Source organism: Bacillus sp. GS3m_15504, from assembly GCF_055825275.1.
Window position 1 is genome coordinate 785000 of record NZ_JBVVNL010000001.1, and the last position, 20261, is coordinate 805260.

Consider the following 20261-nt stretch of genomic DNA (forward strand, 5'->3'; position numbering starts at 1 on the left):
GTTTTTCTACGTCAGAAAAACCTCTGAATGAAAAAAGGGGGAGAAGACGATGGGATATTATTCATTAACAGAAGTAACCGCTGTACAATATGCGAAAGAACATGGTTATTTTGAAAAGAAAGCAAATGTAGTTTGTCATGAAATTGGAGATGGAAATTTAAATTATGTGTTCAAATTAGATGATGGAGAGAAGTCTATTATAATAAAACAGGCACTGCCATATGCGAAAGTAGTTGGTGAGAGCTGGCCATTGTCTATAAAAAGAGCAACGATTGAAAGTAAAGCATTACAAATTTTCGCGAAGTATGTACCTGAATATGTGCCGGTAGTGTACAGTCATGATGAAGAGTTAGCAGTAACAGTCATAGAAGACTTATCAAGATTAACTATTACAAGAAAAGGATTAATAGATGGAGAAGAGTATCCACTTCTATCCCAGCATATCGGGCATTTTCTAGCGAATGTTTTATTTTATACTTCAGATTTTGGTTTACAGTCAGAAGAAAAAAGGGTACTAGAAGGTACATTTGTAAACCCAGATCTTTGTAAAATAACAGAAGATTTAGTATTTACAGACCCGTTTGGTCATTACGATACGAATGATTATGAACCGGAGTTACAATTAACGATTGATGAACTGTGGAGTGACAAAACTTTAAAGTTAAAAGTTGCACAGTATAAGTATAAATTTTTAACGAGAAAAGAGGCACTCATTCATGGAGATTTACATACTGGAAGTATTTTTTCATCACCTTCTGAAACGAAAGTGATTGACCCAGAATTTGCAACGTACGGTCCATTTGGATTTGACATCGGGCAATTTATTGCAAATCTATTATTAAATGCTCTATCTAGAGAAGAAGAACAGAGAGGTGTATTATTTTTTCATATAGAGAAGACATGGAGTTATTTTGTAGAAACTTTTACGAAGTTATGGATTGGAGAAGGTGTAGAAGCATATACGAAAGAAAAGCAATGGCTACCAATTATTTTGCAAAACATTTTTACGGATGCCGTCGGGTTTGCAGGATGTGAGCTTATCCGTAGAACAATTGGCTTAGCACATGTAGCTGATTTAGATGAAATAACAAATAAAGAAACGAGAATTCAAGCCAAGAAACAAGCGTTATCCTTAGGGAAAGAACTAATAAAATATGAGTCTAAGAACGCCGATATTCAACTGTTCCGAACATTATTTCAACAGACAGTTTCTGGAGGGATAAAAGCATGAGTACAGTTGTTACGATTCCGAGGTCTGTCAGTTGGAAAGGTGATGCCATTGCAGTATTAAATCAAACAAAGTTGCCGCATAGCACAGAATACAAAACATTAACGACGATTGAAGAGGTATGGAAAAGTATTGTCATGCTAGAAGTAAGAGGAGCACCTGCAATTGGAATTGTAGCTGCATTTGGCTTGGCGCTTGCATCAAAAAAATATACTACTTTACATATTGAAGAATTTCAAAAGAAGTTTAATAGAGATTGTAATTATTTAGGGACGTCACGCCCGACAGCAGTCAATTTATTTTGGGCAATCGATCGTATGAGAGAATCTATTCAAGAAATTACTACAATAAAAGAAGCGCAAAAAATATTAGAAGAAGAAGCGCTTCGTATTCAGCAAGAAGATGAAGCGGTATGCCGGAGTATTGGAGAACATGCATTAACATGCTTTAAAGACGGTGATAACATTTTAACAATTTGTAACGCTGGCAGTATTGCAACTGCTAGATATGGTACTGCATTAGCACCGTTTTATATTGGGAAAGAAAAAGGTGTACGGTTACATGCGTATGCGTGTGAAACGAGACCGGTTTTACAAGGCGGACGTTTAACGACCTGGGAATTAAAACAGGCAGGTATTGATGTAACACTTATTACAGATAATACGGCAGCTCATGCTATTCAAACGAAAGAAATCAACGCAATTATTGTAGGAGCGGACCGAATTGTCGCAAATGGGGATACAGCAAATAAAATCGGAACGATGAATTTAGCTATATTAGCAAAGTATTTCGATATCCCGTTCTACGTTGCAGCTCCACTATCGACATTTGATATTACGAAACAAACAGGTGCAGAAATTGTTATTGAAGAAAGAGATGAAACAGAAGTTACGAAAATTTTTGGGAAACAGGTGGCACCAGTTGGAACTACTGTTTATAATCCTGCATTTGATGTAACACCAAATAAATTAATTACAGGTATTATTACTGAGAAAGGTATTATATGCGGAGATTATAAGCGAGAAATTGCATCATTGTTTGAAAAAACAAGCTAATACATAATAGCTTGTTTTTTTATGCCTAAATGTGTTCTTTTTTCTTATTTATATAATGAAAGGAGGAGAAAAAGATGGAAGAGTGGATCAAGATGATAGGTAATGTAGGGTTTCCAATTGTTGTAACATTATATTTACTTCATCGAATTGAAAGTAAATTAGATGGGGTAATTGTTGCAATAGAGAAGTTGCCAAGGCAATTACTAAAGTACGATGATCCTCGCGATAAAAAATAAAGTTTGCTCTTCGTGAGCAAACTTTATTTTTTATTGAGCGGTATAACCACCATCGATAACGACAGCTTGTCCAGTTATACCTTTCGCTTTTTCGCTCGCTAAAAACATCGCATAATCAGCAATCTCTTGTACTTGTAATAAGCGTTTTTGTGGTACAAGTGGATAAATGACATCCTCTAAAACATTTTCAAGTGGTACATTTCGTGTAGTGGCCAAGTCTTGTAATTGATTCCTTACGAGAGGGGTATCGACATAACCGGGACAAAGTGCATTAACAGTAATTCCGTGAGTAGCCCCTTCTAAAGCGGCAACTTTTGTTAATCCAATTACGCCATGTTTTGCGCTATTATAAGCAGCTTTTCCAGCGAATCCAACGAGGCCATTAATGGAAGCTACATTTATAATACGGCCATATTTTTGTTTTTTCATAATAGGGAAGGCATGCTTAATTGCGATAAAAGGAGCGATTTGCATAATTTTAATTAGTAGCTCGAATTTTTCGGTTGGAAAATCTTCAATTGGTGAAACGTGTTGCATTCCTGCGTTATTAATTAATATGTCTAATGAACCGAAATGATTAACAGTTTGGGAAATGGATGCTTCTATTTCTTCTTCGGATGTAACATCACATTTTAAGCCGATAGCTTGAAAGCCCTCTTTTTGTAGTTGTTCAGCAGCTTCTTTTGCACGTTCTTCAAGCCGATCGGTAATAACAACTTTTGCACCTTCTTTTGCAAAAGCGTTTCCCATTTCATATCCAATACCACTTGCAGCACCTGTTAAAAAAACAACTCGATTTGTAACCATGATGAAAAACATCCCTTCGTAATAAAGTTCTCATATTGCTCTATTTAGAGAGTGGATAAGAAAAATCCTGCAAAGGTTTGGAAAAATATTGCTAGCTATCTTGTTTTGCAAAATAGTCTTTGCTATACTATTTTGTAAAGCAAGATACTTACGCTTATCTATCTTGTAAAACAAGATAGTAGGAGGATTTGAATTATGTCGACAAGTCAAATGCTGAAAGGGATTTTAGAAGGATGCTTACTTGCTATTATTTCTGAAGGTGAAATATACGGTTACGAAATGAGTGAGAAGCTAGCAAAGTATGGCTTTACAATGGCGAGTGAGGGAAGTATTTATCCGTTATTAATACGAATGCAAAAGGAAGGATTTATAACAAGTGTAATGAAGGAATCCCCATCTGGTCCAAAACGGAAGTATTACACGTTAACAGAAGATGGCGAAGGTGCACTGGATGAATTTATGGATCGCTGGGAAGCGATGCAAAGTAGTGTGGAACGTCTACTTGAAGGGAAGGGGAGAAGAAAATAATGCTATCAAATGAAGCACGAAAGTTTTTATTAGATATGAGATTGTTTTTGGCTGCAAAGAGTGTGAAAGAAAGCGATATTGAAAGCTTTATTGAAGACGCAGAACTTCATTTAATAGAAGGTGAGAGTGATGGGAAAAGTGTAGAAGAAATTTTCGGAAGTTCACCGAAAGAATACGCAAATGAACTTGTAAAAGTGATGGAAAGAGATAGACAGGAAACGTGGAAGCAAATTGGTTTTACAGTAATGAATATCGTATCGTTTTGGATTATTGCTTCTATTCTAATAGTGAATAACGGACTATTACAGATGTCACTTATTCAGTGCGTTGGATATAGTTTGTCATTAATTTTAGTTGTGATATGTCCTAATTTTCTACTTCGCAAAATGACTTTCGTAACAAGTTTTACAAAAACATGGTTTGCTATGTGGTCGTTAGTCATAATCGCACCAATGTTTCTAATAGGGGCTGTAACGATATTAGATGTGATTTATCCTACAAAAATGTTTATATTCACCCAAATGCAAAGTTATATATTAGCTGGTGGTATTTTCATCATTACAGTTGCAATAAATATATATTTTAATGGATGGTTTAAAAACTTATATTTAATCATCCCGCTTTCTATTATGTTAGTGTTTAAAACATTTACATCAGAAGACCTTGTTCCAATGTTATTTCAAATTATATGTTTATACGGAAGTTTATTTATTTTAATTTTCCTTGAAATTATGATGAAGACGAATAGAAGAGAAACGGTTTAATAAGGGAGGGATGATCATGAAGATTTCTAAAGAAGGAGAAAAGTTTTTAATCGATACGAAAGTGTATTTAATAACAAAAGGAATGAAAGAAGAAGATGTGGATGCCTTTCTAGAAGATGCAGAGCTTCATTTAATTGAAGGTGAGAAAGAGGGAAAGACGGTAAGTGATATATTTGGTGATTCGCCAAAAGAGTATGCGGAAGAATTAGCGAAAGAGATGGAGAAGGATAAAGGCGGGAGTATAAAAAGTATCTTAGGAATGATAATTGGGATAGGTGGATATTGGTTACTTACAAATATTTTATTTGGAAATCCGAATCAACAATTTACGTTAACAAATGTACAGTTAATTGGTTATCCTATCGTTTTAATTATTACGATTATTGGAACGATTGTTGCGTTTAGAATGTCTTCTTTTAAAAGTAAATTAGTAGAGTTTGGAATTATTTATGTAATAGTGATGATACCTATTTTATTATTGGTGTTATTAATGTTTATGAATAAATGGTATGGGACGCCAATTTTACAATTGTCGACAATGCAGACATATATATTAGCAGTAACTATATTTTTATTACTTCTTATTGGTGAAGTATATGTTCTTGGTTGGATGGGTGTTTTGGTACTAATTGTTCCTCTTGCGATTATGTTCTTATTTAAAGACTTGGAAGAAAGAAATGTATTTTGGGGAATTGCAAAGATCTTACTTCTGTATGGAAGTATATATGGATTAATGAGATGGTCTTTAAAAATTGAAGAGAGAAAAAGTGTAAACTAGTAATTTGGAAGGAGGGAATGCGATGCTTTCTCAAGAGTCACGAGATTTCCTTGCAAATACAGGTACTTATTTAACGGCAAAGGGGATAAGTGAAAAAGATATTGAATCCTTTTTAGAAGATGCAGAATTGCATTTAACTGAAGGTGAAAAAAGAGGCAAGAATGTAGAGGATATATTTGGTGATTCACCAAAGGAATATGCAAATCAACTTGTAAAAGAAATGCAAGTTGATTATAAACGGAATTTAGGATGGCTAGCTACAGCTGTTATGAGTATATTATGCTATTGGACTATTCCAGATCTTTTATTTCGAAATTTAAATGAACCTTATACCATTTCTTTAATAGGATTAATCGGATATCCGGTTATCTTACTGTTAATGATTATGGGAGGGATTTTATTTTTAAGAGGTGCTAGTTTTCAAAGGAGTATGTTGAAAAAAGGCTTACTGCTATTTGGAGCAGTAATACTCACTTATTTACCAATATTAATAATGTTCTTAAAGGGTTGGTACAGTTTTCCTTTATATGAACTCCCTCAATTAGGAAGATATTTAATTGGAGGAGTTATGCTATTGATAACAACGATTGTGAATGTTCGGTCTCTTGGCTGGATTGGTTTACTTGTTTTAGGAATCCCAATTTTTATGATATTTATGGTTGAACAAATAGTAAGAGTATATTTCTAAGAAGAAGCTCTAGAAATAAAAAGGATAATCATATATGTAAATCATATTTATACTGCGTATTATAAATATTATGATATGTTTTGTTCTTCGGTTTAATAGGTAAAGGGCTGCTCTGGATATGCAAAAAATTATTTCCGAAGAAATATTATATAGAGATTTTTAGAGTAATTGTATTTATGTTTAGTTGTATATTTGCATCCGTTGCAGCCGGAATTTGGTTTATTGATTGGAATATATTATTTTAAACAGTAACAAAATCGTTACTGTTTTTTTCTTTGCAATAAAGAGCTTTGTAAAGAGAGTGCTTTTTGTTCGCTCGTTAATAGAGACTGAATATGGACATTTTCAGGGCGAGGGACGATCGGATACATAAGATTTGTTGGAGAAGGATGGTGCTCCGAGCCAGTTGGGGAATGAGGATCTGCGTGAGTAAGTTTTCCGTGAACACGTCTTGTAAATAAAATATGACCAATTTCATGAGCGAGCGTATATATATTTTTCATAGGAGCAGCCGAGTTTGTTAAAACGATATACCCTGTAAGTTGCTGTTGTTTTGCTAAAGAGTAGGCACAGGCAATTACTGCTGTTTCTTTGAAATAATCACTGCCAATATAACAAATGTAAAGGTCGCATTTAGGAGCTTCATTTACACAAGTTTGAAAAAAGGATGCTAATTTTTCCTGACTTTGAATAGAATCTTTATAACTAATTTCACGGTCAGAAAAGCGGAAAAGTTCATTTAAAACAATTACTTCTTGAATTTGAAATGTAATCGGGTGCCAAATTGACTCTGCAACTGCTAAATCCTTTGCAACACGGTCATCAGAAATATCGGCGCCTGGAGTAATGCAAATACATATATTGACGTATGGATCCATAAGGAACACCTCAACTGAAAAAATTCTTCCTATAATATATGTTGGGAAAAGATCCTATGTATGGATAAACGCCTTGTTTATTACAAGTCGAAAAAATTTCATAGTTCTATAACATGGTTTGGCCGTCTTTTTGATATAGTAAAGGAAAGGGGGAGAATATATGTATACATTAAAAATCGTTTCAGACAGAGAAGCTCTTTATCAATTTGCAAGTTATGTAAGAGTTGTACAAGGAGTGGAAGATGTATATGTAGAGGTGGGAGAACCTTTATACGAACATCCATTAATGAAATTTTATGTACATATTAAGCTTGAGGAAACATATGAGCAACATAAAGCGTTACAAGAAATAGCAAGATTAGTAGAATTAGGGCGTTTTACATATGTCCATTATCGTAATGATGAAATAGAAGAAGCTTTTGAAGCTGTAAAATATGAAAGTTTTAAGAAATAAAGGTGAAAAAAGGAGGCGAAAGCTTCCTTTTTTTCTTTAAAATTACATCAACAAAAGGAGAAAAATTTTGTTATGATAAGGGAGGGTGAGGAAAGGAGAGTTTACATATTGGGGTATATTGAAGAGTTACGCAAAGTCGTTGGTACAAGGCCGCTTATTCTAGTAGGATCAGCAATTATTATCTTAAATGATAATCAAGAAGTATTGCTTCAATATCGTTCAGATACATATGATTGGGGTGTACCTGGTGGAGCGATGGAGCTAGGAGAAACGACAGAAGAAACTGCTCGTAGAGAACTATTTGAAGAGACGGGACTAAATGCGAAAATTATGCAATTTATCGGGGTTCTTTCGGGAAAAGAAGTGTACTTCCAATATCCAAATGGAGATGAAATTTTTAATGTCATTCATCTGTATCAGGGACATCATGTGAGCGGGGAATTAAGGCTTGACCATGAAGGATTACAGCTTCAATATTTTCCGGTAGATAAGTTACCGAATTTGAATAAAACAACAGAGAAAATTTTACAAAAATTTCTATATGCATTAACAGAATAGAAGGTTAATTCCTTCTATTTTTATTATATTAAATATTTTGATTTTTTAGTATGTTTATAGTATGATAAGTGTAGACATACATCTTATGGAATTTCACCTAAAAACTGACTAGGGTACATAAGAGAGGGGCAAGTGCAAAATGCATAATGTTGTTATTACAGCTGCAGTTCGTTCGCCAATTGGAACTTTTGGGGGAGCGCTAAAAAATGTAACGCCAGTAGAATTAGCTGTTCCTGTACTTCAGGAAGCTGTAAAACGAGGCGGGGTAGAACCACACGAAGTGGATGAAGTGATTTTAGGTCATTGTATTCAAAGAACTGATGAAGCAAATACGGCGAGAACGGCTGCATTAGCGGCAGGATTTCCTGACACAGTTACGGGCTATACAATCCAACGCCAATGTTCTTCAGGTATGCAAGCAATTATGTCGGCTGCAATGCAAATTCAATTAGGTGTAAGTGAAGTTGTTGTTGCAGGTGGAGTAGAAGCAATGAGTTCAAGCCCCTATGCATTGAAACAACACCGCTGGGGACAACGCCTACAACACGGAGAAATTCGTGATACGGTGTGGGAAGTGTTAGAAGATCCGATTCATCATATTATGATGGGGGAAACAGCGGAAAATTTAGTTGAACAATATGAAATTACAAGAGAGGAACAAGATGAAGTTGCGCTTCGCAGTCATACATTGGCACTGAAGGCAATCGAGTCTGGATACTTTGACGATCAAATTGTTCCTATTACAATAAAAGAACGTAGAAAAGAAGTAGTATTTTCGAAGGATGAACATCCACGTGCTGATATTACAGCAGAAAAATTAGCTGGGTTAAAACCAGCTTTCCGTAAAGATGGATCTGTAACGGCAGGGAATGCATCTGGCCTGAATGACGGAAGCGCGGTTCTAGTATTAATGAGCGAAGAAAAAGCGAAAGAAAAAGGCTTACAACCGTTAGCTAGAATTGTTGGATATTCAGTAGCTGGAGTAGATCCGAAAATTATGGGTATTGGACCAGCACCAGCAATTCGTAAAGGATTAGAAAAAGTAGATTGGTCATTAGAAGATGCAGATTTACTGGAAATTAATGAAGCTTTCGCTGCACAATACTTAGCTGTAGAGAAAGAATTAGGTTTAGATCGTGAAAAAGTGAATGTAAACGGTAGTGGTGTAGGACTTGGACATCCAATTGGTTGTACAGGAGCTCGTATTACGGTAAGTTTAATTCATGAATTAAAAAGACGCGGGTTAGAAAAAGGAATTGCCTCTCTATGCGTCGGCGGTGGTATTGGGGTAGCATTATTTATAGAAGCATTATAAAAAGAAGCAGCAATCGCTGCTTCTTTTTTTAAGAATTGAATAAATGATGAAATAATCGATCACGATTTTCAAAGAAAAGTTTCGTCGTTTGGTAATGCTCGGTGTCTTCTAAGGCGGATTCGTGAATTCCTTCTTGTGTTAAAGAGTATATAGTGGATTCAGGATAAGCCATTAAAATAGGAGAATGCGTCGCAATGACAAATTGTGAACCTTGTTCCGCTAGTTCGTGCATTCGAATAAGCATAGAAAGTTGTCTCATCGGTGATAGAGCTGCCTCAGGCTCATCTAAAATGTATAAACCTTGTCCTGAAAAACGATTCATAAATAATGAGAAGAATGATTCACCGTGTGATTGTTCGTGTAATGAGATACCACCATAGGAATCAATAACTGGATTTCCACGTGCTTCCAGATCAGCATCTATTTCATCAATATAAGAAGCAACGTTATAAAATGATTCAGCGCGAAGAAAAAAACCATCGCTTGGTGTATTGAAACTTTTTGAAATTCGAAGGTATTCATGTAAAGATGAATGGGAATCGTTTGTGCTAAAGCGGAAATTTTTCGTTCCACCTTCTGCATTAAAACCTAACGCAATTGCAATTCCTTCGAGTAATGTTGATTTACCCGTTCCATTTTCTCCAATAATGAATGTTACATTTGGGTGGAAAGCTAGTGATTGTAATGTTCGGATAGCGGGTAAGCAGTAAGGGTATGCGGAGAAACTAGGGATATTTTCTTTTTTTAATGTGACATTTTTTAAGAAAGGTACGTCAATCAATATAGAAACCTCAATTCATAACGGATTTTGATTCTAAAAAGGCAGCAAATACAAGTGTTAATGACACCTGAATCCCTTCTTGTTCTCTGAATAATTATGTGGATTATATCATTTAAACTATCATATTCCAATGTGAAAATAAATATTGCATGGAGATTATTCATGTCGTTATGATAGTATGTAATCTATTGTAATTCTGAAAAGGAGCTAAAACATGCCGTTTACATTTGCACATCCAGCAGCAGTTCTTCCTTTTGCGAAAAAGCATTCTAAACATATTTCAGTAACGGCTCTTATATTAGGTAGTATGGCGCCTGACTTTGAATATTTCTTGCACTTTAGACCGTATGGTGTAATTGGGCATACGTGGCTTGGGTTCTTATATTTAAATTTACCACTTGTCTTCTTGTTAGCATACATATATCATTACATTTTAAAAAAGTCTTTTATAACACATTTACCTAAACCATTTGCTGGCTACTATACATATATATTAGACAAGAGGTGGGGGCTAGATACAGGGAAGGAATTCTTTGTATTTTGTTTTTCAGCATTATTCGGTATGTTAACGCATGTTATTTGGGATGCATTCACTCATAAGACAGGCTATTTTGTTATGAAAATACCATTATTGCAAAGAGAATGGTACGGTATCTCTATTTATAAATATATGCAACATGGGAGTACATGTGTTGGTCTATTATTGCTACTATACGTATTATGGAAGTATAAAGATGAAACAGGAAAAGATATGATTATAGCTTCGGAAAAAATAAAATATTGGATTTCGGTACTTGTTGTGGCAGCTATTATATTTATCGTGCACGCGTTCGTAGATCCCTATTTTCATATTTTCCAAATAGGGGGTATAATAGTATCTGGACTGACAAGTTCGTTTTGTGGACTACTCATTGTTTCTATAGTTTACAAAGCAAAGGACTAATTGATATTAATGAATGATAGTGTTAGGAGAATTATATGATGAAAGCATGGAAAAGTATTTTTGTTTTATGTAGTTTTCTTCTTATGTTAAGTGGTTGCTTCCATCAAGAAGAAAAGAAAGTTGAACCAAAAAAGAAAGAATCTATTCCTGAAACAAAAGAATACGGTGGGCGTGAGCTAAAAAAAGTAGGGCAAAAAGTAAAAGAAACTGGATGGGGTACTTTTAAGTTAGAGCAGATTCATTCAGTAAATCAAACATTTGAAGTAGCACCAATGAAAATTCACGTACAAGATGTGAAAGTAATCTCTTTATCACAGATGAGTAAAGATGCAAAAAATACATTAAAAGTATATACGGCATTAACTCCTGAAGAAGTGAAGCGTAGATTAGGAGATAAAGTAAGTCAAGAAGATGCGGAGTTATATGCATCGCTAAGTGGAACAGAGATTAGTGATACGATTCGTTATGTTGAAATTACATATAAGGTGGAAAATAGCGGGAATAAAAATATGCAATTTTTCTCTATGAATGATGTGGTGATTAATGATAAGCAACATTTTAAAGTAGCAACGCAAAACTTTTTATATGATGAAGATACACTCGTTGGTACAAAAAATGTATCAAGAGAAGACTATAAGCCTGGTGAAACAAGAGAGGGTATTATCGGATTAATACTTGATGATGGAAAAGAGAAAGTAAAGGATATTAAGTTTACAACAGATAACGCAGTGGCAGGAGATGCAGAAGCGCAAGATGTTGTAAAAGAGCCACAAACTTTTAATATTTCACTTTCTGAGTAAGATGTTTTTAAAAACATGTAAGAAAAAAACAGTCAGCACTTACAATATTATGCTGACTGTTTTTTTTGTTCTTTTATGTATGCATCTATACTTTGGAAAGGAACTTTAATTTTAAAAGCATCTTTTTGTTCATGAAATTGCTTTTCATTATAGGGACCAAAACGTTTATTATGTTTTACGTCAATAATCCAATAATGCTCACTTTTTTTATTTGCAATTGCTGCGTCAGGATTATTCGGATCTGACTTTTCCTCGGTTTGTTTTGCAATAATGTATTTATCATCCCAAGCTATGTCTGTAATTTTTGCAGGAATGTATTGTGTGGCGTACACAGCATCTTGCGTGGGGAAAAGTTCAAAGGCATTTCCAGAAGTACGTATGAGTTCGTATTCATCGTTAATCGTATAAGTTATATGATTTGTATTTCCGGCACAACCGGCTAATAGGAATGCGACGAATAGGATTATCCATTTTTTCAATATGGGAACCTCCTTTACAATGCTGTTGTAACACATTGTACAAGAAAAGTACAAGAAACGCTAGTTTACAATGTTTTTTAGAAGTGGTACGATGAGACGGGTAAAGAAGGATATGAAGGAGTCGACATAAAATGAAGTTAAAGATGCATCGTCCAGCGCTTGTAATGAATCGCATAGGTGCTTCCCTAATTGACATGTTTTTAATCTCGGTTATGTATGGTGCAGTAGTAGCTGTTATGACTGGAAATTATAGTGCTATTTTTAATCGTTTTAATATTAGTTTTGGCGATTATAGATATGATCTCGCAGTAGTTTTTATATTAATGGCGATATATTTTATTTTGCTACCCTTTATTTGGAACGGTGTTACACTTGGTAAAAAGGTAACGAGAATAAAATTAATTTCATTGAAGAGTGAAAAGTTAACACTACAAACATTAACGATTCGATTTTTTGTATTGTTATTACCGAACATATTACTACTTGGAATTCCGATATTATGTAACGTATATATGATGTTATTCCGCAAAGATAATTGTGGTTTTCAGGATTTAATTACAAAAACGAAAGTGATAAGTCTTGTGTAACAAAAAAGAGACCTTTTTATATATAAAAAGGTCTCTTTTTTGTTATACACATATATTTTAATGGATATATAATAAGGAAAAGTTAATCTATATCATTTTTGAATTTAATAGATTGAAAATTAAGAAAAAGTTATAATGATTAAAATAATATCTTTATATAATAAGGGGGAATTTAAAATGACTGGAGGTAGCGTAATCTTTTTGGGGATTTTAATTTTCATCGGTTTAGTGTTCGATCAACGTAATAGTAAGAAAAAAGAAGGAGTAAAAAAGTAACCGCTTACAAATTAATAAGCAACTTTTCTTGCTTGCAGACTAATCTCATAAAGGAGTATACTGAATGACGGTAAGACTTATAGAAGGGGTAATGAAAATGAAGCTTGCAGGAAAAGTTGCTATCGTAACTGGCGGTGGCATCGGTATTGGACGTAATACAGCTCTTTTGTTGGCTAAACAAGGCGCAAAAGTAATTGTGACGGACATTGATCAAGAAAGTGGACAAGCAACAGTGGAGGAAATTACGAATCTAGGCGGAGAAGCACTTTTTGTATCCTATGATATGGAAAAACAAGGAGATTGGCAACGCGTTATCAGTATTACTTTGAATGCATTCAGTCGCATTGATATGCTTTTTCAAAATGCTGGTTTATATAAAATAGATTCTATATTTTCACGCCAACAAGAGAACGATTCCAATGTACTTTGTATTAATGACGTATGGATAGAGATAAAACAATTAACGTCATCTTTTATGAAACAGCAAGAAGAAGTGGTGCTGAGTGACTTACCGATTTTCGGTATTATTGGCACGAAAGGACAATCATTTCATACAGTAGAAGCCCTCGGATAATAATGAAAACCGCCCTCAATATATGTGGACGGTTTTTTTGTATGCTATATTGTAGAAAATTATTTTTTAACGAATGCGTTGTTCGGTTTGGCTATCAAAGAAATGTGCTTTATTCATATCAAATGCTAGTTTAATTTGGTCACCAGGTGAGAAAGTATGTCTTGCATCAACACGTGCTGCAAAATCTTGATTTCCAAGTTTCATATATAAAATAGATTCAGCACCTAATAACTCAGCAACTTCAATTTTTGTTGTGAAGGCAGTGGATTGTGAAGCTTCTAAAAATAGTAGCTCATCATGAATATCCTCAGGACGAATACCTAAAACAATATCCTTATTTACATAGCCTTGTTCACGTAATATCTTCATTTTTCCTTCAGTTACTTTAATTTTTGTTACATTGTCTATAACGAAATCGGTTTCAGTTAATTTACCGCGGAAGAAATTCATCGCTGGAGAGCCGATAAATCCACCAACGAAAATGTTTTCAGGTGTTTCATATACTTCTTTTGGAGTTCCGATTTGTTGAATCTTTCCGTCTTTCATAACAACAAGACGGGAAGCCATTGTCATTGCTTCAGTTTGATCATGCGTTACATAAATTGTTGTCGTTCCAAGGCGGTGGTGTAGCTTAGAAATTTCTGAGCGCATTGCAACACGTAATTTAGCATCTAAGTTAGATAAAGGCTCGTCCATTAAGAATACTTTCGCGTCCCGAACGATTGCTCTACCTAACGCAACACGTTGACGTTGTCCACCTGATAAAGCTTTCGGTTTTCTATCTAAATATTGTTCTAGTCCTAAAATTTTTGCTGCATCTTTCACACGACGATCAATTTCCTCTTTTGGTATTTTTCTAAGTTTTAATCCAAATGCCATATTATCATACACACTCATATGTGGATATAGAGCATAGTTTTGGAAGACCATTGCGATATCGCGATCTTTTGGAGGGACATCATTCATTAGCTTACCATCAATTGAAAACTCTCCTTTTGAAATATCTTCAAGTCCAGCCACCATTCGTAATGTTGTAGATTTTCCGCAGCCAGAAGGACCGACAAATACGATGAATTCTTTATCTTGAATGTGTAAATTGAAGTCTGTTACAGCTGTTACGTTATTATCATATATTTTATAAATGTTTTCTAATTTCAGTTCTGCCATGGTATTTCCCCCTAGAAATAATTATGCAAACGTTTTCTTTGAGTTCATTATAAACGAATAGATTCAAAAAATAAACAAAAAAATAAAACGTTTTCATACATTAGAAGAATATTATTAAGTTTCATCTGTTTTCTTAGAAAAATAAGAATAAAAGTTCTAAGCGCTATTTTAAATTCAGATAGAATCTGTTATCATTCATTAATGAAAACGTTTGCGCCTTAAAAAGAGAAAATCTAATGATGAATGAAATGGGGTAGCATAATGGAAAAACAGTGGTGGAAAGAAAGTGTAGTATATCAAATTTATCCTCGTAGCTTTATGGATAGCAATGGTGATGGTATCGGGGATCTTCGCGGTATTATTTCAAAGTTAGATTACTTAAAAGAATTAGGGATTGATGTGATTTGGTTATCGCCAGTTTATGAATCTCCAAATGATGATAATGGTTATGATATAAGTGATTATTGTAAAATTATGAATGAGTTCGGAACAATGGAAGATTGGGATGAGCTATTACATGAAATGCATGAACGTAATATGAAACTGATGATGGACTTAGTTGTTAATCATACTTCTGATGAACATAATTGGTTTATTGAATCACGTAAATCAAAAGATAATAAATATAGAGATTACTATATATGGCGTCCTGGAAAAGAAGGAAAAGAGCCGAATAACTGGGGAGCAGCTTTTAGTGGATCAGCATGGCAGTATGATGAAATGACAGATGAATATTATTTACATCTGTTTTCTAAAAAACAGCCAGATTTAAATTGGGATAATGAAAAGGTAAGACAAGATGTTTATGGAATGATGAAGTTTTGGTTAGAAAAAGGAATTGATGGCTTCCGCATGGATGTTATTAATTTTATTTCTAAAGAAGAGGGATTACCAACTGTTGAAACAGAAGAAGAGGGGTATGTTTCAGGTCATAAGCATTTTATGAACGGTCCAAACATTCATAAATATTTACATGAAATGAATGAAGAAGTATTGTCTCATTATGATATTATGACGGTTGGTGAAATGCCTGGTGTAACGACAGAAGAAGCGAAATTGTATACTGGGGAAGAACGAAAAGAACTGCAGATGGTATTCCAATTTGAACATATGGATTTAGATTCAGGAGAAGGTGGGAAATGGGATGTAAAACCATGTTCACTCCTTACTTTAAAAGAGAATTTAACGAAGTGGCAAAAAGCGTTAGAACATACAGGTTGGAATAGTCTGTATTGGAATAACCATGATCAGCCTCGCGTTGTATCTCGTTTTGGTAATGATGGCATGTATCGCATTGAATCTGCGAAAATGTTAGCGACGGTACTTCATATGATGAAAGGAACACCGTATATTTATCAAGGAGAAGAAATTGGAATGACGAACGTCCGATTTGAGTCGATTGATGAATATCGAGATATTGAAACGTTAAATATGTATAAGGAAAAAGTTATGGAGCGCGGTGAAGATATAGAGAAGGTGATGCAGTCTATCTATATAAAAGGCCGAGATAATGCTAGAACACCGATGCAGTGGGATGATCAAAATCACGCTGGATTTACAACAGGTGAACCTTGGATTACGGTAAATCCTAACTATAAAGAGATTAATGTGGAACAAGCGATCCAAAATAAAGATTCAATTTTTTATTACTATAAAAAATTAATTGAGTTACGCAAAAATAATGAAATAGTTGTGTATGGATCATATGATTTAATATTGGAGAATAATCCATCTATCTTTGCATACGTAAGGACATATGGAGTTGAAAAACTTCTTGTTATTGCAAACTTTACTGCGGAAGAATGTATATTTGAATTGCCTGAGGACATTAGTTATAGTGAAGTAGAGTTACTCATACACAATTACGACGTAGAGAATGGACCGATAGAAAACATACCATTACGTCCGTATGAAGCAATGGTATTCAAATTGAAATAAGAAAAATCCTTATACCACTTTGGTATAAGGATTTTTTTGGTTACCATTTTAATATGGAGAATCCATATGGAGGAAGTGTAACTTGTAATACACTTGCTTCCGCTGAAAATTCTTCGTTTGTATAAATATTAATGATTTTCTTTCCAGTAACATGGAGAGGGAGTGAAGCTGTAATATCACTATTAGTCGGATTTAAAACGAAAAAGATCGTTTCATCTTCATATGTTTTCGTATAAGAAATATAATTATATTCATCATTTGCTTCAATGAATTGGAAAGTACCATGTCCTCCAAATGCTTTATATTGCTTTCGTAATGAAATTAATGTTTGTACATGTGTAAATAATGTATGATCTTGTTCTTCCGTATCCCAAACCATACATTTGCGACAATCTGGGTCCATACCGCCGTCCATACCAATTTCGTCTCCATAATAAATACAAGGAGAGCCGATGAAAGAAAGATGGAATACATAAAGTAATTTTAACTTATTTTTATCTCCGTTACATGTTGTCAAAATTCTTGGTGTATCATGGCTATCTAATAAATGAAATGCTGCTTCATTTACATTCATAGAGTAGGAATGTAGAGATTCTGTAATTTGTTTCATAAATTCATTTGCCTTAATGGAATCGTTAGCAAAGTAAGACAGTAGGGCGTTTGTAACAGGATAGCTCATGACAGCATCGAATTGATCTCCTTGTAGCCATGGAAGTGCATCGTGCCAAATTTCTCCTAAAATATATACTTCAGAATTTAATGCTTTTATCTCACTTCGAAATTCTCTCCAAAAGTTATGGTCGACTTCATTTGCTACATCAAGGCGCCAACCGTCTATATTGAATTCTCTCACCCAATAACGCCCTACTTCAAGTAAGTATTCTTTTACATCCGGGTGCGCTGTGTTTAATTTCGGCATATACGGTGTAAACGCGAAAGTATCATAATTCGGGAGTGGCTCAGTTCTAATTGGGAACTCATGAATATGGAACCATTCTTTATATGCTGACTGCTCACCATTTTGTAGTACGTCTTGAAATTTATCGAAAAAGTATCCACTGTGATTGAATACAGCATCGAGCATTACTTTTATACCGTGTGTATGACATGCCTGAACGAGTTCTTTGAATGTTTCTTTTGTACCAAATTGTGGATCGATTTCCATGTAGTCAATTGTGTCATATTTATGGTTTGAATGTGCTTTGAAAATAGGTGTGAAATATATTCCTGAAATTCCAAGCTTAACAAGGTAATCAAGGTTTTGAATAATACCAGCAAAATCTCCACCGAAAAAATTAGTTGGAGTTGGCTCAGCGCTGCCCCAAGGAAGGGTGTTTTCTGGATTCAGCGTATGATCTCCATTAGCGAACCGTTCTGGGAAAATTTGATACCAAACAGTATCTTTAATCCAAGAAGGTGCTTTGAATACATCATTTGCATGAATAAATGGAAAACAGAAAAAGTTACCAACGTCATCATTTGGAGTGGTAGAAAAAAATCCTCGCTCTGCATAAATAAGAGTGTCTGTATCGTTTTCTAATTCAAATCCATAACGTAAGCGCTTAAATTTCGGCTCGATGGAAATGAACCAATAATCAAACAATGCAGTAGAACCAGTTTTTTTCATCGGTGTACTTGAAGAAATCCACTTCCCGTCTTTCCATTCATAAGGATCACCATAAATAAGAGTGGTGCTTTGAACATCGTCTCTTTTCGTACGTATTCGGATGTGAATCGTTTTTTCATCGTAAGCGTATGCGTAATTATCTTTTGGCCTATGATAAATGGCTTCTTTAAGCATATAGAAAATCCCCCTTTACTATCTTCATGCATATTGTTCCCTTACGTATAATAATAAAGCATATGTTGCAAACGATTGCTTTTTGCATAGCTTTAATATTGTTTATAAGAGTAGTATTCATTTCATATAAAGTCAATGTATAAAGAGTGTAGTAAATAAATTTTTAAAAATTAATATTTGCAAAATGAATAAAAGAATGTATAATGATAGACAAATAGCGCAAACGTTTTCATAGATTGATATATTGTTTGCGCTTCTATTAAAACATTAAATGCAAACGTTTTCAATTAGTAAGGTACATATACAATTTAGGGAGGTTTTTGGGATGAAGAAAGCATTATCATTATTAACTGTTTCAGCATTATCAATTGGTATGTTATCTGCATGCGGACCGAAAGATTCAGGGAAAAAAGAAGAAAGTAAAGCAAAGAAAGATTACGATCTACTCGTTTGGGAAGATGATAAAAAAGGTGTTGGTCTAGAACCAGCAGTGAAAAGCTTTGAGGAAAAATATAAAGTAAAAGTAAAAGTTGTTGAAATGCAAATGACAGATCAAGTGAAGAAGTTACGTCTTGATGGACCAGCGGGGACGGGACCAGATGTTGTAACATTACCACATGATCAAATCGGAAACGCAGTAACAGAAGGTTTACTTTCTGAAGTGAAAGCTGATGATGCTGTAAAGAGTAAATTTACTGATTCATCAATAGAAGCACAAACGTATAACGGAAAATTATATGGTTTACCAAAAGCAATTGAGACACCAGTCTTTATTTACAATAAAAAGCTAATGCCAAAAGCGCCAGAAACGATGGACGAGCTGTTTAACTTCTCAAAAGAATTTACGAAAGATGGCAAGTACGGATTTTTAGCATTAGGAGATAACTTCTACTTTGCTAATGCATTTATGGCAGGTATGGGTGGCTATGTGTTTGGTGAAAAAGATGGAAAACCAAATGCAAGTGATGTTGGATTAAATAATAGCGGAGCAGTACAAGGTGCTGAGTATCTTCAAAAATGGTACAAAGAAAAATTATTCCCGAAAGGTATTATCGGTGAATCTGGTGGACCTGCTGCTGATGGACTATTTAACGAAGGAAAAGCAGCATCTATCATGAACGGCCCTTGGGCGTTCCAAGCCATGGAAAAGAACGGAATTGATTATGGCGTTGCTCCAATGCCGAAATTACCAAATGGTCAACCATTGAAAACGTTTGTCGGGGTTAAAGGATGGCATGTAACAAGCTTCTCTAAACAAAATGATTTAGCTACTAAGTTCACTGAATGGGTAACGAACGAAGAAAACGCAAAAATTCGATTTGAGAAAACAAAAGAAATCCCTCCAGTAAAAGCAGTAATGGAAGATCCAATTATTAAAGATAATGAAGCTGCAAAAGCAGTTGCAACACAATCTGAAAATGGAATTCCAATGCCAAATATTCCAGAAATGCAAGAAGTTTGGAAACCAGCTGGAGATGCGCTTCAATTAGTTGTTACAGATAAAGAGGCACCAAAGGCGGCGCTTGATAGTGCAGTGAAACAAATTAAAGGTAATATTGAGGCAAATCATAGCAAGCAAAAATAAGGTGAAATTCGTGCCTCTACTATGAGAGGCACGAATTCTCT

At 34.6% G+C, this 20261-nt stretch carries 23 protein-coding genes and 1 pseudogene; 18 read left to right on the top strand and 6 right to left on the bottom strand.

The window, feature by feature from the left end:
- Window positions 1-49: 49 nt before the first annotated feature.
- The 3 genes from mtnK to AC0L0O_RS04395 all read left to right on the top strand — a co-directional run bounded on the left by mtnK (window position 50) and on the right by AC0L0O_RS04395 (window position 2519).
- The gene (gene mtnK / locus AC0L0O_RS04385; protein ID WP_473785651.1) at window positions 50-1231 is read left to right on the top strand and encodes an S-methyl-5-thioribose kinase; all 1182 of its coding nucleotides are present in this window, start codon (window positions 50-52) and stop codon (window positions 1229-1231) included.
- Window positions 1228-2283 carry an S-methyl-5-thioribose-1-phosphate isomerase gene (mtnA, locus tag AC0L0O_RS04390; protein ID WP_000109056.1) on the top strand — a complete coding sequence of 352 codons (1056 nt, stop codon included), beginning with the start codon at window positions 1228-1230 and terminating at the stop codon, window positions 2281-2283. The genes mtnK and mtnA overlap by 4 nt, the downstream gene beginning before the upstream one ends.
- Before the next feature lie 74 nt (window positions 2284-2357).
- Entirely contained in the window at window positions 2358-2519 is a 162-nt protein-coding gene (locus AC0L0O_RS04395) for a YvrJ family protein (protein ID WP_000393329.1), read from the top strand.
- Window positions 2520-2549: 30 nt separating this feature from the next.
- Here the strand turns inward: AC0L0O_RS04395 and AC0L0O_RS04400 are convergent, their stop codons facing one another.
- Window positions 2550-3326: a 3-hydroxybutyrate dehydrogenase gene (locus AC0L0O_RS04400; protein WP_000258436.1), complete on the bottom strand. Its 777-nt coding sequence runs from the start codon at window positions 3324-3326 to the stop codon at window positions 2550-2552.
- 195 nt (window positions 3327-3521) lie between these two features.
- On the opposite strand from AC0L0O_RS04400, the gene AC0L0O_RS04405 reads away from it, so the two are divergent.
- The 5 genes and pseudogenes from AC0L0O_RS04405 to AC0L0O_RS04425 form a co-directional block, all read left to right on the top strand.
- The gene (locus AC0L0O_RS04405; protein ID WP_000107969.1) at window positions 3522-3854 is read left to right on the top strand and encodes a PadR family transcriptional regulator; all 333 of its coding nucleotides are present in this window, start codon (window positions 3522-3524) and stop codon (window positions 3852-3854) included.
- Window positions 3854-4618, top strand: a complete 765-nt coding sequence (locus tag AC0L0O_RS04410; RefSeq protein ID WP_000950432.1) for a DUF1129 domain-containing protein — start codon at window positions 3854-3856, stop codon at window positions 4616-4618. The genes AC0L0O_RS04405 and AC0L0O_RS04410 overlap by 1 nt, the downstream gene beginning before the upstream one ends.
- A gap of 16 nt (window positions 4619-4634) precedes the next feature.
- Window positions 4635-5396, top strand: a complete 762-nt coding sequence (locus AC0L0O_RS04415; protein WP_000703265.1) for a DUF1129 domain-containing protein — start codon at window positions 4635-4637, stop codon at window positions 5394-5396.
- A 22-nt stretch (window positions 5397-5418) separates the two neighbouring features.
- Window positions 5419-6084, top strand: a complete 666-nt coding sequence (locus AC0L0O_RS04420; RefSeq protein WP_000951073.1) for a DUF1129 domain-containing protein — start codon at window positions 5419-5421, stop codon at window positions 6082-6084.
- A 74-nt stretch (window positions 6085-6158) separates the two neighbouring features.
- Window positions 6159-6329 (top strand): annotated as a pseudogene (locus AC0L0O_RS04425) (DNA-binding protein); the annotation flags it as partial.
- Between the two features lie 15 nt (window positions 6330-6344).
- Here the strand turns inward: AC0L0O_RS04425 and AC0L0O_RS04430 are convergent.
- On the bottom strand, window positions 6345-6962 hold the full coding sequence (locus AC0L0O_RS04430; protein ID WP_000371623.1) for an ImmA/IrrE family metallo-endopeptidase: 618 nt from the start codon (window positions 6960-6962) through the stop codon (window positions 6345-6347).
- A 160-nt stretch (window positions 6963-7122) separates the two neighbouring features.
- Here AC0L0O_RS04430 and AC0L0O_RS04435 point away from each other — a divergent pair, with 160 nt between their 5' ends.
- The 3 genes from AC0L0O_RS04435 (at window position 7123) to AC0L0O_RS04445 (ending at window position 9289) form a co-directional block, all read left to right on the top strand.
- A complete protein-coding gene (locus AC0L0O_RS04435; RefSeq protein WP_000288327.1) occupies window positions 7123-7416 on the top strand; it encodes a DUF3928 family protein in 294 nt (97 codons plus the stop codon).
- Window positions 7417-7524: 108 nt separating this feature from the next.
- The gene (locus AC0L0O_RS04440) at window positions 7525-7974 is read left to right on the top strand and encodes an NUDIX hydrolase (protein WP_000540524.1); all 450 of its coding nucleotides are present in this window, start codon (window positions 7525-7527) and stop codon (window positions 7972-7974) included.
- Between the two features lie 139 nt (window positions 7975-8113).
- Entirely contained in the window at window positions 8114-9289 is a 1176-nt protein-coding gene (locus AC0L0O_RS04445; protein WP_000552083.1) for an acetyl-CoA C-acetyltransferase, read from the top strand.
- A 28-nt stretch (window positions 9290-9317) separates the two neighbouring features.
- On the opposite strand, the gene AC0L0O_RS04450 is transcribed toward AC0L0O_RS04445, so the two are convergent.
- Window positions 9318-10070, bottom strand: coding sequence for an AAA family ATPase (locus tag AC0L0O_RS04450; protein WP_000567983.1), 753 nt, complete (start codon window positions 10068-10070; stop codon window positions 9318-9320).
- Window positions 10071-10284: 214 nt separating this feature from the next.
- Here AC0L0O_RS04450 and AC0L0O_RS04455 point away from each other — a divergent pair, with 214 nt between their 5' ends.
- Complete coding sequence (locus AC0L0O_RS04455; protein ID WP_001116868.1) at window positions 10285-11013, top strand: DUF4184 family protein; 729 nt, start codon at window positions 10285-10287, stop codon at window positions 11011-11013.
- Between the two features lie 35 nt (window positions 11014-11048).
- Window positions 11049-11813 carry a lipoprotein gene (locus tag AC0L0O_RS04460; protein WP_001984073.1) on the top strand — a complete coding sequence of 255 codons (765 nt, stop codon included), beginning with the start codon at window positions 11049-11051 and terminating at the stop codon, window positions 11811-11813.
- Between the two features lie 47 nt (window positions 11814-11860).
- Here AC0L0O_RS04460 and AC0L0O_RS04465 read toward each other — a convergent pair whose 3' ends face one another.
- Window positions 11861-12292: a DUF3997 domain-containing protein gene (locus tag AC0L0O_RS04465; protein WP_000758778.1), complete on the bottom strand. Its 432-nt coding sequence runs from the start codon at window positions 12290-12292 to the stop codon at window positions 11861-11863.
- A 131-nt stretch (window positions 12293-12423) separates the two neighbouring features.
- On the opposite strand from AC0L0O_RS04465, the gene AC0L0O_RS04470 reads away from it, so the two are divergent.
- The 3 genes from AC0L0O_RS04470 (at window position 12424) to AC0L0O_RS04480 (ending at window position 13729) form a co-directional block, all read left to right on the top strand.
- Window positions 12424-12879: an RDD family protein gene (locus AC0L0O_RS04470; RefSeq protein ID WP_000769088.1), complete on the top strand. Its 456-nt coding sequence runs from the start codon at window positions 12424-12426 to the stop codon at window positions 12877-12879.
- A 177-nt stretch (window positions 12880-13056) separates the two neighbouring features.
- Window positions 13057-13155: a hypothetical protein gene (locus tag AC0L0O_RS04475; RefSeq protein WP_000145647.1), complete on the top strand. Its 99-nt coding sequence runs from the start codon at window positions 13057-13059 to the stop codon at window positions 13153-13155.
- A gap of 64 nt (window positions 13156-13219) precedes the next feature.
- Window positions 13220-13729 carry an SDR family NAD(P)-dependent oxidoreductase gene (locus AC0L0O_RS04480; protein ID WP_000218415.1) on the top strand — a complete coding sequence of 170 codons (510 nt, stop codon included), beginning with the start codon at window positions 13220-13222 and terminating at the stop codon, window positions 13727-13729.
- Window positions 13730-13795: 66 nt separating this feature from the next.
- On the opposite strand, the gene AC0L0O_RS04485 is transcribed toward AC0L0O_RS04480, so the two are convergent.
- Window positions 13796-14896: an ABC transporter ATP-binding protein gene (locus AC0L0O_RS04485; protein WP_000818946.1), complete on the bottom strand. Its 1101-nt coding sequence runs from the start codon at window positions 14894-14896 to the stop codon at window positions 13796-13798.
- Between the two features lie 261 nt (window positions 14897-15157).
- Here AC0L0O_RS04485 and malL point away from each other — a divergent pair, with 261 nt between their 5' ends.
- A complete protein-coding gene (malL, locus tag AC0L0O_RS04490) occupies window positions 15158-16834 on the top strand; it encodes an oligo-1,6-glucosidase (protein ID WP_000415202.1) in 1677 nt (558 codons plus the stop codon).
- A gap of 40 nt (window positions 16835-16874) precedes the next feature.
- Here malL and AC0L0O_RS04495 read toward each other — a convergent pair whose 3' ends face one another.
- Window positions 16875-18635, bottom strand: a complete 1761-nt coding sequence (locus AC0L0O_RS04495) for an alpha-glycosidase (protein ID WP_000910447.1) — start codon at window positions 18633-18635, stop codon at window positions 16875-16877.
- 325 nt (window positions 18636-18960) lie between these two features.
- Here AC0L0O_RS04495 and AC0L0O_RS04500 point away from each other — a divergent pair, with 325 nt between their 5' ends.
- Complete coding sequence (locus AC0L0O_RS04500) at window positions 18961-20220, top strand: extracellular solute-binding protein (RefSeq protein WP_000709917.1); 1260 nt, start codon at window positions 18961-18963, stop codon at window positions 20218-20220.
- Window positions 20221-20261 lie beyond the last annotated feature (41 nt).

What these genes read in the sequence shown, in the direction of transcription:
- AC0L0O_RS04485 (WP_000818946.1), bottom strand. Translation starts at nt 14,896, where the DNA reads ATGGCAGAACTGAAATTAGAAAACATTTATAAAATATATGATAATAAC.
- AC0L0O_RS04435 (WP_000288327.1), top strand. Translation starts at nt 7,123, where the DNA reads ATGTATACATTAAAAATCGTTTCAGACAGAGAAGCTCTTTATCAATTT.
- AC0L0O_RS04470 (WP_000769088.1), top strand. Translation starts at nt 12,424, where the DNA reads ATGAAGTTAAAGATGCATCGTCCAGCGCTTGTAATGAATCGCATAGGT.
- AC0L0O_RS04460 (WP_001984073.1), top strand. Translation starts at nt 11,049, where the DNA reads ATGATGAAAGCATGGAAAAGTATTTTTGTTTTATGTAGTTTTCTTCTT.
- AC0L0O_RS04480 (WP_000218415.1), top strand. Translation starts at nt 13,220, where the DNA reads ATGACGGTAAGACTTATAGAAGGGGTAATGAAAATGAAGCTTGCAGGA.
- AC0L0O_RS04475 (WP_000145647.1), top strand. Translation starts at nt 13,057, where the DNA reads ATGACTGGAGGTAGCGTAATCTTTTTGGGGATTTTAATTTTCATCGGT.
- malL (WP_000415202.1), top strand. Translation starts at nt 15,158, where the DNA reads ATGGAAAAACAGTGGTGGAAAGAAAGTGTAGTATATCAAATTTATCCT.
- AC0L0O_RS04500 (WP_000709917.1), top strand. Translation starts at nt 18,961, where the DNA reads ATGAAGAAAGCATTATCATTATTAACTGTTTCAGCATTATCAATTGGT.
- AC0L0O_RS04495 (WP_000910447.1), bottom strand. Translation starts at nt 18,635, where the DNA reads ATGCTTAAAGAAGCCATTTATCATAGGCCAAAAGATAATTACGCATAC.
- mtnK (WP_473785651.1), top strand. Translation starts at nt 50, where the DNA reads ATGGGATATTATTCATTAACAGAAGTAACCGCTGTACAATATGCGAAA.
- AC0L0O_RS04400 (WP_000258436.1), bottom strand. Translation starts at nt 3,326, where the DNA reads ATGGTTACAAATCGAGTTGTTTTTTTAACAGGTGCTGCAAGTGGTATT.
- AC0L0O_RS04405 (WP_000107969.1), top strand. Translation starts at nt 3,522, where the DNA reads ATGTCGACAAGTCAAATGCTGAAAGGGATTTTAGAAGGATGCTTACTT.
- AC0L0O_RS04395 (WP_000393329.1), top strand. Translation starts at nt 2,358, where the DNA reads ATGGAAGAGTGGATCAAGATGATAGGTAATGTAGGGTTTCCAATTGTT.
- AC0L0O_RS04455 (WP_001116868.1), top strand. Translation starts at nt 10,285, where the DNA reads ATGCCGTTTACATTTGCACATCCAGCAGCAGTTCTTCCTTTTGCGAAA.
- AC0L0O_RS04415 (WP_000703265.1), top strand. Translation starts at nt 4,635, where the DNA reads ATGAAGATTTCTAAAGAAGGAGAAAAGTTTTTAATCGATACGAAAGTG.
- mtnA (WP_000109056.1), top strand. Translation starts at nt 1,228, where the DNA reads ATGAGTACAGTTGTTACGATTCCGAGGTCTGTCAGTTGGAAAGGTGAT.
- AC0L0O_RS04420 (WP_000951073.1), top strand. Translation starts at nt 5,419, where the DNA reads ATGCTTTCTCAAGAGTCACGAGATTTCCTTGCAAATACAGGTACTTAT.
- AC0L0O_RS04445 (WP_000552083.1), top strand. Translation starts at nt 8,114, where the DNA reads ATGCATAATGTTGTTATTACAGCTGCAGTTCGTTCGCCAATTGGAACT.
- AC0L0O_RS04410 (WP_000950432.1), top strand. Translation starts at nt 3,854, where the DNA reads ATGCTATCAAATGAAGCACGAAAGTTTTTATTAGATATGAGATTGTTT.
- AC0L0O_RS04430 (WP_000371623.1), bottom strand. Translation starts at nt 6,962, where the DNA reads ATGGATCCATACGTCAATATATGTATTTGCATTACTCCAGGCGCCGAT.